We start from the raw sequence: 15,210 nt of genomic DNA on the forward strand, positions 1-15,210 counted from the left end.
TGTCCGTCGGCTCGCGGCACGCACTCATGCCCCGCGACCCGCAGAGGCCCGAGGTTGGCGGCAGCGGAGAGCCCGTGCACGGCGGCGCGACGTCGGGAGCCACGCCGCCGGCGAACCCCAGGTCCTTCGCGGGAGACCGTCCGCGTCGGTCAGTCGATGACCAGGTCGAGGGCGGCGATCTGGTCCGGGTCGGCGACCACCTCGACGCCGACGATCCGGTCGGTGACCACGAAACTGATCACGATGTGGGTACGGCCGCCGACGACCACCACCGCGCCCGGCGCGCCGTCGACGAACGCCGGCACAGCGCCCTGCGCCCGCCCGGAGAAGAAGGCGGCCACGACGGACGAGCCGCGTGCCTCGCCCGTTCCGCCCATCTTGACGGCCGTGGCGTCGGAGCGCAGGACGACGTGCGGGTCGAGCAGGCTGAGCAGGTCGTCGAAGCGCCCCTCCCGGGACGCGGCGAGGAACGCCTCGACGACCCCACGATGCCGGTTCCGGTCCGTCTCCGGCATCGGGGGTCCGCTCTGCACCCGACGGCGGGCCCGGCTGGCGATCTGCCGTACGGCGGCCGGGCTGCGGTCGACAACGGGGGCGAGTTCGTCGAAGGACACCGCGAACATGTCATGCAGCACGAAGACCAGCCGTTCGGTGGGGCCGAGGGTCCGCAGCACGACGTCCAGCGCCCGTCCGACCGACTCGGTGAGCAGCGCCTCCCGCTCGGGATCGACCTCGCCGGGCCCCGCCGTGGCCGGCTCGTCCTCGGCGACATCGGCGGGCTGCTCGTGGCGGGCCGTGCTCGACCCCAGCCGATCGAGGCATACCCGCCCGAGGGTGGTGGTGAGCCACCCCGGCAGGTTGTCGATGCCGTCGACCTCGGCGCGGCTGAGCCGCAGCCAGGTGTCCTGGACCGCGTCGTCGGCCTCGGCCCGGGAGCCGAGCATCCGCTGGGCCACGGACCGCAGGCGGGGACGCTGCTCCTCGAAGCGCAGGGCCAGCAGATCGGTGTCGCTCATGGCATCGCAATCCTGGCCGACGTCCGGCCTCCACGTGACCGCGGTCACATCTGTCACGCCGCCCGTCCCCCTGTCGACATCAGGGTGACGGACGAGAACGCTGCGGCGAGAAACGCCAGCGAGCGTAACAGGAAGGGCAGGGACGAGATGACCATGCAGGCCCGCATCCAGAACCCCGCGATGCTGCTCCCCGACGCGGTGAAGGCGATCAACCTGCTCTACAAGGCGGCGCACTCCGCCGGTGTCCCCACCAGCACGCTGGAGTTGGTCCACCTGCGGGCCAGCCAGATCAACGGATGCAGCGCGTGCGTCGACTCCGGCGCGCGCAGCGCACGGAAGGCCGGAGAGACCGAGGAGAGGCTCTTCGCGCTGGCCGCTTGGCGGGAGACGCCGTACTTCACCGCCGCGGAGCGGGCCGCGCTCGCGCTCGCCGAGGCCGCGACCCGGCTCGCCGACCGGGCCGACGCGGTGCCCGACGAGGTCTGGGACGAGGCCACCCGGCACTTCGACGAGAAGGAACTGGCCGCGCTGGTGCTCTGGATCGCCACCACCAACTTCTTCAACCGGTTGAACGCCACGACCCGACAGCCCGCGCCGCAGATCTGGGGCTGAGCGGGCGCCGACAGCGGCGAGGGGCGGAGGCGCCCCCCGCCGCGGCGCCGTGGTCGAGCGGCAGCCGGCGGCGGTTGGCGGTCCGGGGTTCGCGGTCTGGCGGTTGACAACGCCATGCACCGACCTGCGGGAGTCCGCACGACCGCTGTTGATCCCTCCCGCGGGGGAGCCGGTTGGCTCCCCCACGGGAGGTTTCGGACCCGGGGCTGGGCTGGAATCGACGCATGAGCTCGATGAAGTCCGCGAAGGCCGTTTGGTTCGGAACTGCTGCGCTGGCCCCCTACATCCTGATGAAGACCTACTGGGCGTTGGGCGGGAACGCTGGCCGGCCGGCAGGTGATCTCGCCGCCTCGCTGCGCGCCAGCGGTGCGCCCGACGCGCTGGTGTGGTTGGAGCAGCATGGGATCGACTTCACCGTGCTGGGCGCCCTCGGCGGGGTGCTGCTGCTGACCACGCTGACCCGGCCCTGGGGCGAGCGGCTGCCACGCTGGACGCTGCTCGCCCTGGGCTGGCGGGCACCGTGGCCCTCACCCCCTACGGTTTCGCCACCGTGATCGCCTCGGCCGTCGGCTTCACAGTCGGCGACGCCGAAGGCTGGTCCCCTTGGGTCGGCTACGTGGGCGGGCTCGCCTTCGCCGGCCTTGGCCTCTCACTTGCCCTCTGCACCCGCTCCTACCAACGCCGCATCCGCCCCCCGGCCGTCCTCGCCCACTCCTGAGCATCTCCGCTTCGCCCCACGAACGCGCGCGAGGCTGATCGCCACCAATCTCACTGAAGGGGCTGCCTCCGGCCGAGGATTCGCCCTCGGAGAGCGGCCTCGACGAGGACGGAGACGACCTGTGACCTGCGGCGGAGCGCTCAGGGCGGAAAGGGACGACCCCCGTCGGGGGGAGACGGGGGTCGTCGGGAGGTTCGGCTCCGGGGGGGTCGAGCCGAACCCACTCAGCGGTCACGGGGGGTGCAACCGCCGAGGGCCTGTGTGTTGTGCGAGATATGAAAGCTCGTCGTGCCGACCAGTCTGCCTGAGCGGACCTGTATACGTCGAGTGGTGTCACCTCCACTCCCTGCAAATTAAAGTTCGCAGAGTGTGACGGACGTCACGATGAGCGAGGGTGATGGGGTCGGCCCGCAAGTCCGAGGGGTCATCGGACCCCGGGCACCCGCCGACCATAGACCATCCGGCTAGACTTGCGCGCCGTGGGCCGAAGTGCCGCTTTCTTCGATCTGGACAAGACCGTCATCGCCAAGTCGAGCGCCCTGGCGTTCGGTCGGCCGTTCTACCGGGACGGCCTGATCACCCGGCGTGACGTGGTCAAGTCGGCGTACGCACAGCTGATGTTCCGGCTGGGCGGCACCGACGAGCAGACCATGGCCAAGACCCGGGACTACCTCGCCACGCTCTGCAAGGGCTGGCAGGTGGAGCAGGTCCGCCAGATCGTCGCGGAGACGCTGCACGAGCTGATCAATCCCTACGTGTACGCCGAGGCCGCCGCCCTGATCGAGGAGCACCAGGCTGCCGGCCGGGACGTCGTGCTGGTCTCCGCCTCCGGCGAGGAGATGGTCCGGCCGATCGGCGCGCTGCTGGGGGTCACCGACGTGATCGCCACCCGGATGGGCGTGGTGGACGGCCGCTACAGCGGCGAGGTCGAGTTCTACGCGGCCGGCCCGAGCAAGGTCGAGGCGGTCAGCGAGTTGGCCGCCCGCCGCGGGTACGACCTGGCCGACTCGTACGCCTACTCCGACTCGTACAGCGACCGCCCGCTGCTGGAGTGCGTCGGCCATCCCTCGGTGGTCAACCCGGACCGGCAGCTGCGCAGGCTCGCGGTCGAGAACTCCTGGCCGGTGCTGGAGTTCCGGCACCCGATCCCGCTGGGCCGGCGGCTGCGGGAGCGCCCGGCGGTCCCGGTCGCCGCGGCGGCGCTGGGCGTGGGCGTCGGCGTGGCCATCGGCATCGCCTGGTACGGCCGTCACCGCCGCACCCGCGCCACCCCCGCTCCGGCCTGACCGGATCCGGGCCGAAGCGACCCGGACCGAAGCGACCCAGACAGGGCGGGTCAGGCGGCGGCGAGGATCTCGTCGCCGATCGTGGTGAGCTGGTCGGCGCCGACCTCCACGGCCGACATGTAGTGCCGCAGCCAGGAGCGCAGGCCGTCCGGGGTGCCGGTGGCGAACGCGCCGGCCGCGCCGACGTACTCGGGCTCTCGCTCGCGGTGGCCGACGTCGACGGCGAGCAGGCCGCGCGGGTCGAGCCCGCTGGACAGCAGCACCAGCCGGGCGGTGCCGCGGGCCACCACCCCGGACGGCCCGGCGAAGGGGCGCAGGTTCAGCAGCTCGCCGTGCACGACGGCGGCCAGCACCAGCGGGGAGACCTTCGTGCCGCCGGCGACGAGACCGGCCAGCCCGTCCAGCCGCGCGGCGACCACCGGGTCGGCCACGGGCCGGCCCAGCTCGGCCTCGGCCACCACGTCCCGGGCGGCGAGCACGTGCAGCTTCGCCAGCGCCTGCCGGGGCGCCTTCGGCCAGAGTTCGCTCAGCCCGGGCAGCGCCCCGGCGACCCGCAGCGCGCCCTGGACCACCGGCTCGGTCACGGTTCCGGCGCGGACCGCCTCGCGCTCGTGGGCGTACCCCTCGAGGGCGGCGCTGGCGACCGCGGACCGGAGGCTGACCTCGGCCGCGACCTGGCCGCCGTGGCGACGCAGCGCGCGGTGCCCGAGCGCCTGGTCGAACCGCTCGCGGGCCCGCTCGACGGCGGGCGCGATGTCGGCGAGCGCGAGCAGCGGGGCGAGCGGGTCAGCGGTCACCCCGTCACGCTATCGACTGCGCGACGCGACCCGCCGACGAGCCGCCCGGGAGCGACCGCCGCCACCCGCGATCTGGTAGCAAGGGGCCCTTCCTCGACAGAGGGCGCCAACAAGATGCCCCTTTTGGCATCTGGGTGGCCGTCCGGCGCGCGGCGGGGGCCGCTCGGCGCGAGTTGGCCGGACCGGCAGTCGGACGACGGGATGCCCCGACTAACCTCGTGCGGGAGACGCAGGTCACCCCGAACGACGAGGGAGCACGGCATGAGCGAGGCATTGGCCAATCTGTTGAACGAGACACGCCAGTTCCCGCCGCCGGCCGAACTCGCCGCGAACGCCAACGTCACCGCAGACGCGTACGCGGAGGCCGACGCCGACCGGCTGGCGTTCTGGGAGCGGCAGGCCGGGCGGCTGACGTGGGCGCGGCAGTGGGACCAGGTGCTCGACTGGTCGAAGCCGCCGTTCGCGAAGTGGTTCGTCGGCGGGCAGCTCAACGTGGCGTACAACTGCCTGGACCGGCACGTCGAGGCCGGCCTGGGCGACAGGGTCGCCATCCACTGGGAGGGCGAGCCGGGCGACACCCGCACCATCACGTACGCCGACCTGCACAAGCTGACCTGCCAGGCGGCGAACGCGCTGACCGACCTGGGCGTCACCGCGGGCGACCGGGTGGCTATCTACCTGCCGATGATCCCGGAGGCGGCGGTCGCGATGCTGGCCTGCGCCCGCATCGGCGCGACGCACAGCGTGGTCTTCGGCGGCTTCTCCGCCGACGCGCTGACCAACCGGATCCAGGACGCCAGCGCCAAGGTGGTGATCACCGCCGACGGCGGCTTCCGCCGGGGCAAGCCGTCCGCGCTGAAGCCGACCGTGGACGAGGCGGTGGCCAACTGCCCGTCGATCGAGCACGTGCTGGTCGTGCGGCGCACCGGCGAGGAGGTCGCCTGGTCGGCCAAGGACCACTGGTGGCACGAGACGGTGGAGACCGCCCCGGCCGAGCACGCCGCGCAGCCGTTCGACGCCGAGCACCCGCTGTTCATCCTCTACACCAGCGGCACCACGGCCCGCCCGAAGGGCATCCTGCACACCACCGGCGGCTACCTCACCCAGACGGCGTACACGACGCACGCGGTCTTCGACCTCAAGCCGGAGACGGACGTCTACTGGTGCACCGCCGACATCGGCTGGGTCACCGGGCACTCCTACATCGTCTACGGCCCGCTCTCCAACGGCGCCACGCAGGTGATGTACGAGGGCACCCCGGACACCCCGCACAAGGGCCGGTTCTGGGAGATCGTCGACAAGTACAAGGTCAGCATCCTCTACACCGCCCCGACGCTGATCCGCACGATGATGAAGTGGGGCGAGGACATCCCCGCCGGCTACGATCTCTCCTCGCTGCGGCTGCTCGGCAGCGTGGGCGAGCCGATCAACCCCGAGGCGTGGATGTGGTACAGGCAGCACGTCGGCCGGGGTGAGCTGCCCATCGTGGATACCTGGTGGCAGACCGAGACCGGGTCCGTCATGATCTCGCCGCTGCCGGGCGTGACGGCGGCCAAGCCCGGCTCGGCGATGACGCCGCTGCCGGGAATCAGTGCCGACGTGGTCGACGACCAGGGCCAGTCGGTGCCGAACGGCGGCGGTGGCTACCTGGTGCTGCGCGAGCCGTGGCCGTCGATGCTGCGCACCATCTGGGGCGACGACAACCGGTTCATCGAGACGTACTGGTCGCGGTTCGAGGGCATGTACTTCGCCGGGGACGGCGCGAAGCGGGACGACGACGGGCACATCTGGCTGCTCGGCCGGGTCGACGACGTGATGCTGGTGTCCGGCCACAACATCTCCACCACCGAGGTCGAGTCGGCGCTCGTCTCGCACCCGTCGGTGGCCGAGGCGGCGGTGGTCGGCGCGACCGACCCGACCACCGGGCAGGCCATCGTCGCGTTCGCCATCCCGCGCGGCAGCATCGACACCTCGGGCGAGGCGGGCGAGAAGCTCATCGCCGACCTGCGCAACCACGTGGCGAAGACCCTCGGCCCGATCGCCAAGCCGCGGCAGATCATGCTGGTGCCCGAGCTGCCGAAGACCCGCTCCGGCAAGATCATGCGCCGGCTGCTGCGGGACGTGGCCGAGAACCGGTCGCTGGGCGACGTCACCACGCTCCAGGACTCGTCCGTGATGGACCTGATCTCGTCCGGCATGGGCGGCGGGAAGTCCGACGAGGACTGACGGCAGGCGTACGACCCGATGGGTGGCGGTCCCGCGCGGACCGTCACCCATCGTCATTTCTTACGGGTACACGGCGGACCGGATGCGCCCTGTCACATCAGTCGGTCGGGGGAACCGGAGAAGCTGAACGGACACAGGCAGGTGTGGACCCCTGTCCTTCGCCTGGTTTCTGATTTAGGTTCACGCAGGCCGAGTCGGTTCGATGGACGTCACATCGATCAGAGGCCGTCCGGCTCCCTCCCTCCCCATGCCCGAGAAATGGAGCGGCATGAACAGAAATCCGCAACCTGGGTCGCGTCGACGCCTACTCGTCGCGCTGCCCGCCATCGCCCTGGCGGCCACGTCACTGACCGTGACTGGCAGCTCGGCGGCGGCAGAGTCCGGCCCCGCCCGAGCCGTCATCGGGGCGGACGAGTACTACATCAACTACTCCGAGCCGGCCGTCCAGCCGGACAGCACCGGCCGCGAGGTCAAGGGCAAGGGTGGTGTCTACGCCCCGGCCGTCGAACAGGCGCGGGCCTACGACCGCAAGTTCGCCCGCGGCAACCCGGTCACGGCGCGGGAACTCGCCAAGACCGAGGCCGAGGCGATCAAGACGGGCAAGAGCCCGCGGCAGATCAAGCAGGCCGAGGGCACCCAGACGGCGAAGTTGCTCACCCTGCTGGTGGAGTTCAACGACCAGGCCAACGACGACTTCACCGATGTCATGGTCCCCAAGACGGTCTTCGGGGACCGGAGCTGTGTCCCCGGCACCGTCCAGAACGGCCCCCTGCACAACAACATCCCCAACCCGGCGTCCCTGTCGCGCGAGGACAACAACTCGATGTGGGTGCCGGACTTCTCGCCCACGCACTACGACAAGATGCTCTACACCAAGGAGGGCATCACCGAGCGGGTCCGCCCGGACCTGACCGGGCCGGACGGCAAGCCGGGCATCAGCCTGGCCGGCCGGACCATGCACAACATGTACCTGGAGATGTCCAAGGGCGCGTACACGGTCGACGGGCAGGCCAGCCCGTGGATCAAGGTGCCGCACTCCGAGGGCTGGTATGCGGCCTCCCGCTGCTTCCAGGACGAGAACGGCAACTGGGTCGCCGGCCGCGAGCAGGCGATGAACGGGCACCCGGACAACCCGCAGGGCGCGGGCCGGCTGGCCACCGACGCGATCGCCACCCTCGCGCAGATGGACCCGAACTTCCCGTGGGCCGACTACGACATCGAGGACCAGGGCGACCGCGACGGTGACGGCAACGTCTTCGAGCCGGACGGCGTGATCGACCACCTGGTGCTGGTGCACGCCGGCCAGGGCAAGTCCCGCGGCGGCGGCGCCGAGGGCATCTACGCCGTCTGGGCGCACTCGTCGTCGATCGCCGGCGGCTACACCATCCCCGGCACGAACCTCCAGGTGTCGAACTACATCGTGCAGCCGGAGGACGCCGGCGTCGGTGTGTTCGCCCACGAGTTCGGCCACGACCTGGGCCTGCCGGACCTCTACGACACCTCGGGCAACGCCGACTCCGACGTCGACTTCTGGGACCTGATGGCCTCGGGCTCGCACTCGGGTGAGATCTTCCAGGCGCTGCCGACGCACATGGGCCTGTGGGACAAGTGGGTGCTCGGCTGGGCCGACCCGCTGACCCTCGCGCCCGGCACCGACCCGCGCTCCGTGCAACTGGGTCAGACCTCGCGGACCCCGGTCGGCACCAAGGACGGCATCAAGATCAACCTGCCGAACAAGGTGATCACCCTGGCCACGCCGCACAGCGGCGAGAAGATGTGGTACACCGGCGCCGACCAGGACTGGGCGGACGTCAAGATCGCCCGCCAGGTGGCCGTGCCGGCGGCGGCCGACGCGAAGTTCTGGATGTGGAACAACTTCGTCATCGAGGCCGACTGGGACTACGGCTTCCTCGAGGTCTCGACCGACGGCGGCGCCACCTGGGCCGAGCAGAAGGTCTACGACTCGACCGGCAAGCTCGTCACCACCAACGACGGCTACGCCGACCCGAACGGCCGGATGGTCGACTTCGGCAACAAGAAGTACGGCCTCACCGGCAGCACCAACGGCTGGCGGCACGACTACGTCGACCTGTCGGCGTTCGCCGGGCAGACCGTGCAGGTCCGGCTCCGCTACGCCACCGACGAGGCGTTCGCGGAGCGCGGCTGGTTCGCCGACGACTTCACGGTGACCGGCGGCGGCGCCACCACCTGGAGCGACGACGTCGAGAGCGGCACCAACGGCTGGACCGCGACCGGCGGCACCTTCGTCGACACCACCGGCCCGGGCTGGCGCATCGACAGCGGCACCTCGACCCAGGCGCACTACTACCTGGCGGAGTGGCGCAACTTCGACGGCTTCGACAACGGCCTGAAGTACACCTACGACACGGTGTACTCGCACGAGGCGTGGAAGGTCGACAAGGTCTCCTACAACGCCCCGGGCATGCTGGTCTGGTACCGGGACACCGCGCTCGGCGACGTCAACCACGTCACCGGACAGCTGACCTCCCTGCCGAGCTACGGCGCCAAGGGTGGCCTGCTGATCGTCGACTCGCACTTCGACCCGTTCCGCCGCACGGGCGAGGCGGCCGTCAAGGACCCGTCGGTGCTGGACAACCTGCCCAGCCGCCCGCAGTCCGCCAACGCGGCCTTCTCGCTCAACCCCACGTACCCCTTCCGGGAGTGCCTGGAGGCGGCGGACGAGCCGTACAGCGAGTACTGCACGAACTTCCCCGCACAGCCGGCGGTGCCGGCCTTCACGGACGCCAAGGGCTGGTACCCGGGCATCGAGATCCGCGACGGCTCGGCGTACGCCCGGGACAGCGACGCCTCGGTCGTCATCCCGTCGAAGGGCAACGCGCCGTACACGACCCGGGTCACCAACCCGGACGGTACGCCGGCGCCGGCCTACTACGGGGTCACGCTGGGCGGCGGCGCCATCGTGCTGGGCACCGGCAACCCCGGTGACCAGGGCGTGTCCTACGGCGTCACCATCACCATCAAGCACACCGCGAAGGACAACTCGTACGCCACGGTGTACGTCACCCCGGCGACGAACTGACCCGAGGGTCGGTCGACGGGACACACGGCGGGGCCCGTCCGGAGCAGACTGCTCCGGACGGGCCCCGCTCGTCGTGTGGTCCGAGATCCGCGCCGACCGGCCACCACCCGGACCTGGCCGGCAAAATCACTGAGAGCCTCTGTGACGATTTCCGGCCCCCGGTCGCTCCCCCGATGGGGACTTCATAACTCCGGTCACTCAAGGTGATCGTGGCCAAAACGTAACGTGAACCGATGTCGGCTCATCGCGCCCTTTGGTCGGCATTTATGCGCATATGCAGGTCGGCGGACGCGTTCCCAGCAGGTATTTGACCCGTGACAAGCGCACGCCACCTCTGCCAGGGTGAGTGGCGCATCACATGACAGCCGCGGCTTCGGCCGCGCTCGTCATGTAACAGATCCACAAAGGAGGAGGACCTTTGAGGAGACGAGTCACAGCCGGTCTGGCCTCGGCCACGGCCGCGCTGCTGGCGGCGGGAGTCGTGTCGGCGCCGGCCTCCGGCGCACCGGCCGCGGACCCGGCCCCCGGTTCCGACAAGGCGAAGCACCGCAGGGACAACCTCCCCGATCCGAAGGCGGATCAGCAGCGGGAGCTCCGGAAGAAGGCCATCGCCGACCTGCTCTCCGGCAAGGCCAAGCTTTCCACGCGCAACGGATCGAAGGTCATCCAGGTCAAGGACGACCTGTTCGTGGAGTACCAGCAGGCCCCGAAGACCGACCCGATCTTCACGATGCTGGTCGAGTTCGGCGACCAGACCGACCCCCGGACCGGTGGAGCTGCCGGCCCGGTGCGCAACCAGATCGCCGAGCCGGACCGCAACTGGGACGGCAGCTCGGCCGACGACAACAGCACGCTGTGGCGACCGGACTTCAACCGGGCGCACTACCAGGACATGATGTTCGGTCCGGGTGAGTCGATGCGGGACTTCTACCTGAAGCAGTCCGGCGGGCGCTACACCGTCAACGGCGACGTCAGCGACTGGGTCAAGGTTCCCTACAACGAGGCCCGGTACGGCAGCAACGCCATCTCCGAGGCCGACGGGTACTGGAACTTCGTCAAGGACACCGCGACGGCCTGGTACGAGTCCCAGGTCGCGGCCGGCAAGACGCCGGAGCAGATCAAGCAGTACCTGGCCCAGTTCGACATCTGGGACCGGTACGACTTCGACGGCGACGGCGACTTCAACGAGCCCGACGGCTACATCGACCACTTCCAGGCGGTGCACGCGGGCGAGGGCGAGGAGGCCGGCGGCGGCGCCCAGGGCGAGGACGCCATCTGGTCGCACCGCTGGGCGGCGTTCCCGAACCTGGCCGGCAGCGCCGGTCCGGGCGAGAACAAGGCCGGTGGTGTCCAGATCGGCGACACCGGCATGTGGATCCGGGACTACACCACGGAGCCGGAGAACGGCGGTCTGGGCGTGTTCGCCCACGAGTACGGCCACGACCTCGGTCTGCCGGACCTGTACGACACCGCCGGCGGCGACAACGGTGTGGGCTTCTGGAGCCTGATGTCCTCCGGCTCGTGGCTGAGCCACGGCACGGACGACATCGGGTCGACCCCGGGCTACATGGACCCGTGGTCGAAGCTGTTCCTGGGCTGGCTGAACTACTCGGTGGTCGAGGAGAACAGCGGCACCACCCGGGTCACGCTCGGCCCGGCCGGCGACAGCGACGGGCCGAAGGCCCAGGCCGTCGTCGTCAACCTGCCGGCGCAGACCCAGACCACCAGCTACAACACGCCGTTCGGCGGGTCGTACGAGTGGTGGGGCGGCAGCGCGGACGACCTGAACACCACGCTGACCCGCCAGCTCGACCTGACCGGTGCGACGTCCGCGTCGATCACCGCGAAGGCCTGGTACGACATCGAAGAGGACTACGACTACCTCTACGCCGAGGTGTCGACCAACGGTGGCGCCACCTGGACCCCGCTGGGCAACTCGTCGATCGACGCCGGTGAGACCGGGGTCGACGGCTCGACCAGCGGCGCCTGGGTGGACCTGGCCTACGACCTGTCCGCGTACGCCGGGCAGACCGTGCAGTTCCGCTACCGCTACCAGACCGACGGCGGCGTGCACCTCGCCGGCGCGTTCCTGGACAACGTGTCGCTGGTCAAGGGCGGCGCCGTCGCCTGGACCGACGACGCCGAGACGCTGGCCGCCGAGTGGACCGCCAGGGGCTTCACCCGGATGGGCGGCTCGGTGACCGACACGTACCCCCGCTTCTACATCGCGGAGAACCGGTCCTACTTCGGCTACGACGACACCCTGCGGACCGGCGGGTACAACTACGGGTTCAACAACACCCGCCCGAACTGGGTGGAGCGGTTCTCGGTCCAGCCCGGCATGCTGGTCTGGTACGTGAACTACGCGTACGGCGACAACAACACCTCGGAGCACCCGGGCTACGGCCTGAACCTCCCGGTGGACGTCCGGCCGAACAAGATCAACGTCGGTGGTCAGGGCACCATCACCAACCGCCGCAACGGCTTCGACGCCACGTTCAGCCTGTACGCCAAGCCGGCGCAGACCTTCCACCTCAACGGTGTCCCGGTCACGCTCCCGGCGCTCGACCCGAACCCGGTGTTCTTCGACAGCGGGGCGAACAAGTACTGGACGTCCGGCAACCCGTGGAACTCGGTGAAGCTGGCCGGTTCCGGCACCCGGATCGAGATCCTGCAGCAGGGCACCAACCCGACCGACGACATGGTCGTGAAGGTCAGCAACTGACGATCGGGTTACCCGTGGGGCCGGTGGCGGTGACGCCACCGGCCCCACTTTTCGCGTACGTGACCCGGTCCGATCGAGAACGATCTCTTCCGCCCCATCGGGGACCCTATGCCCTGCTCATGACGGTTGATGAACGGCCGGGATGTGACGGTGAAAAGCCTTCCCAACAAAACTCTGCAACAAATAGACGGACGCGTCTTCCCAGGGGTCACAGGAGTGTCTATGTTCACCATTGGTCCCACTAGTGGGATCGATCTCCACCGGCCCGTACCCCCGTTGGGCCGGTTCCCTCACACCGGAGGTACCACGTGCGCAAAGTCGCAGTGGGTCTGCTCGGGCTTTCGCTGACGGCGACGGGACTGGCGGTCGGCACATCCGCCAGCGCCGCGCCGCAGCCGAAGTTGCCGACGGCCGCTCCGTCGGTCACCGAGCCAGCCCATGTCGACCACGACCTGCCGAACCCGCTCGAGGACAAGCGTCGCGCCCTGCGCCAGGAGGGCCTGAGCGACGTCCTCTCCGGCCGGGCCAAGGCGCAGAAGATCAACGGCAGCACGGTCGTCAAGGTCGGCAAGACCCAGGCCGAGGGGGCCACCGCCCGCTCGACCCGGGCCGGCGCCGCCAGCCAGATGGAGGACCAGTACGTCGAGCTCGCCCGCGAGCAGACCGACCGGATCTTCGTCATCCTCGCCGAGTTCGGCAACGAGCGGCACCCGAGCTACCCGGACCAGGACACCGACCCGACCACGGCGGGTCCGACCCGGTTCGACGGGCCGCTGCACAACGAGATCCCCGCCCCCAACCGGGCGGTGGACAACTCCACCGTGTGGCAGGCGGACTACAACGCCGACCACTACCGCAAGCTCTACTTCGGCACCAACCCTGGTGACGAGTCGCTGAAGCAGTACTACGAGGCGCAGTCCTCGGGCCGCTACAGCGTCGACGGCACGGTCACCGACTGGGTGAAGGTCAGGTACAACGAGGCCCGCTACGGCCGCTCCGGCGGCTACCCGTGCGGCGACAACGTCTGCACCAACACGTGGGCGCTGGTCCGGGACGCCGCCAACCAGTGGGTCGCCAACCAGAAGGCCGCCGGCCGCACCGACGCCCAGATCGCCGCGGACGTCAAGGCGATGGACCAGTGGGACCGGTACGACCACGACTCGGACGGCAACTTCAACGAGTCGGACGGCTACATCGACCACTTCCAGATCGTCCACTCCGGCGGCGACGAGGCCGACGGCGACCCGTACCAGGGCGAGGACGCCATCTGGAGCCACCGCTGGTACGCCTTCGCGTCCGACCAGGGTTCGACCGGCCCGGTCAACTTCCCGGCCGGCGGCACCCAGATCGGCAACACCGGCATCTGGATCGGTGACTACACCATCCAGCCGGAGAACGGCGGCCGGAGCGTCTTCTACCACGAGTACGGCCACGACCTCGGTCTGCCGGACGACTACAACGTCGTCAACGGTGGGGACAACAACAACGAGCACTGGACCCTGATGGCCCAGAGCCGGCTCGGCGCCAAGGACGACGCCGGCATCGGCGACCGCGGCGGTGACCTGGGCGCGTGGAACAAGCTCCAGCTCGGCTGGCTCGACTACGAGGTGGTCGTCGCGGGGCAGCAGCGCACCCTGAAGCTCGGCCCGCAGGAATACAACACCGACGAGGCCCAGGGCGTCGTGGTGGTGCTCCCGAAGCGGGAGTACTCCTTCGACAACGGCAAGCCGTTCGAGGGCACCAAGCAGTTCTTCTCGGGCAACGAGGACGACCTCAACAGCACGATGACCCGGACCCTGGACCTCACCGGGAAGTCGTCGGCGTCGCTGTCGATGAAGGGCCGCTACGACATCGAGGCCGGGTACGACTACCTGTTCTTCGAGGCGTCGCTCGACGGCGGCCAGACCTGGACGGCGCTGCCGGGCACGGTCAACGGCCAGCCCCTCCCGGAGATCTCGCCCGGACGTCCGGCCCTGGACGGCAGCAGCAACGGCGAGTGGGTCGACATCACCATCCCCATGGACGTGGCGGCGGGCAAGGTCGCGCAGTTCCGGCTGCGCTACCAGACCGACGGCGGTGTCTCCGAGGGTGGCTTCTACGGTGACGCGGTCACCGTGACCGCCGACGGCCAGGCCGTCCTCTCCGACGGTGCCGAGTCCGGCGCCGCCGGCTGGACGCTCGCCGGTGGCTTCGAGGTCGCCGAGGAGACCTACACCCGGGAGTTCGACAACTACTACATCGCGGGCACCCGGCAGTACGTCTCGTACGACAAGTACCTGAAGACCGGCCCGTACTTCTTCGGCTACGCAAACACCCGCCCGGACTACGTGGACCACTACGCGTACCAGGAGGGTCTGCTGATCTCCTACTGGAACACCCGCTGGGCGGACAACGACACGTTCGAGCACCCGGGTGAGGGTCGCAACCTGATCATCGACGCGCACCCGCGGCCGATCTACAACCTGACCGGGCAGCCCTGGCGGGCCCGCGTCCAGGTCTACGACGCGCCGTTCAGCCTGAAGAAGGCCGACTCGTTCACGCTGCACCTCAACAGCCAGCCGCAGTACATCCGCGGCCAGGCCGCGCAGCCGCTGTTCGACGACACCAAGCAGTACTGGTACCCGGAGCTGCCGAACCACGGCGTCAAGCTCCCGGCCACCGGCACCAAGATCAAGGTCCTGGAGAAGGACGGCCTCTACACCAAGATCCGCATCTCCTGATCGCCTGATCACGCACCACCCGCACCACGCGATGCCCGGGCAGGCCACC

At 69.9% G+C, this 15,210-nt stretch carries 9 protein-coding genes; 7 read left to right on the top strand and 2 right to left on the bottom strand.

Annotated features, from left to right (window positions below; translation table 11 throughout):
• Nucleotides 1-149: 149 nt before the first annotated feature.
• Nucleotides 150-1,016 (bottom strand): sigma-70 family RNA polymerase sigma factor, encoded by an 867-nt coding sequence (locus tag AB0G14_RS18995; protein WP_357699018.1) that lies wholly within the window; start codon nt 1,014-1,016, stop codon nt 150-152.
• Nucleotides 1,017-1,169: 153 nt separating this feature from the next.
• Here AB0G14_RS18995 and AB0G14_RS19000 point away from each other — a divergent pair, with 153 nt between their 5' ends.
• The 3 genes from AB0G14_RS19000 to AB0G14_RS19010 all read left to right on the top strand — a co-directional run bounded on the left by AB0G14_RS19000 (nt 1,170) and on the right by AB0G14_RS19010 (nt 3,632).
• The gene (locus AB0G14_RS19000; RefSeq protein WP_357699061.1) at nt 1,170-1,628 is read left to right on the top strand and encodes a carboxymuconolactone decarboxylase family protein; all 459 of its coding nucleotides are present in this window, start codon (nt 1,170-1,172) and stop codon (nt 1,626-1,628) included.
• Between the two features lie 224 nt (nt 1,629-1,852).
• Nucleotides 1,853-2,182, top strand: coding sequence for a hypothetical protein (locus AB0G14_RS19005; protein ID WP_357699020.1), 330 nt, complete (start codon nt 1,853-1,855; stop codon nt 2,180-2,182).
• A 634-nt stretch (nt 2,183-2,816) separates the two neighbouring features.
• Entirely contained in the window at nt 2,817-3,632 is an 816-nt protein-coding gene (locus AB0G14_RS19010; protein ID WP_357452503.1) for an HAD-IB family hydrolase, read from the top strand.
• Between the two features lie 50 nt (nt 3,633-3,682).
• Here AB0G14_RS19010 and AB0G14_RS19015 read toward each other — a convergent pair whose 3' ends face one another.
• A complete protein-coding gene (locus tag AB0G14_RS19015; protein WP_357699022.1) occupies nt 3,683-4,429 on the bottom strand; it encodes an oxidoreductase in 747 nt (248 codons plus the stop codon).
• Nucleotides 4,430-4,690: 261 nt separating this feature from the next.
• Between AB0G14_RS19015 and acs the strand changes: the two genes are divergently transcribed.
• The 4 genes from acs (at nt 4,691) to AB0G14_RS19035 (ending at nt 15,161) form a co-directional block, all read left to right on the top strand.
• Nucleotides 4,691-6,655: an acetate--CoA ligase gene (gene acs, locus AB0G14_RS19020; protein ID WP_357699024.1), complete on the top strand. Its 1,965-nt coding sequence runs from the start codon at nt 4,691-4,693 to the stop codon at nt 6,653-6,655.
• 268 nt (nt 6,656-6,923) lie between these two features.
• The gene (locus tag AB0G14_RS19025) at nt 6,924-9,716 is read left to right on the top strand and encodes an immune inhibitor A domain-containing protein (RefSeq protein ID WP_357699026.1); all 2,793 of its coding nucleotides are present in this window, start codon (nt 6,924-6,926) and stop codon (nt 9,714-9,716) included.
• A 418-nt stretch (nt 9,717-10,134) separates the two neighbouring features.
• Entirely contained in the window at nt 10,135-12,441 is a 2,307-nt protein-coding gene (locus AB0G14_RS19030) for an immune inhibitor A domain-containing protein (RefSeq protein WP_357699028.1), read from the top strand.
• Between the two features lie 323 nt (nt 12,442-12,764).
• Entirely contained in the window at nt 12,765-15,161 is a 2,397-nt protein-coding gene (locus AB0G14_RS19035; protein WP_357699063.1) for an immune inhibitor A domain-containing protein, read from the top strand.
• Nucleotides 15,162-15,210 lie beyond the last annotated feature (49 nt).

Origin of the sequence: Micromonospora sp. NPDC023814, assembly GCF_040639595.1 — a bacterium.
Classification (GTDB): domain Bacteria; phylum Actinomycetota; class Actinomycetes; order Mycobacteriales; family Micromonosporaceae; genus Micromonospora.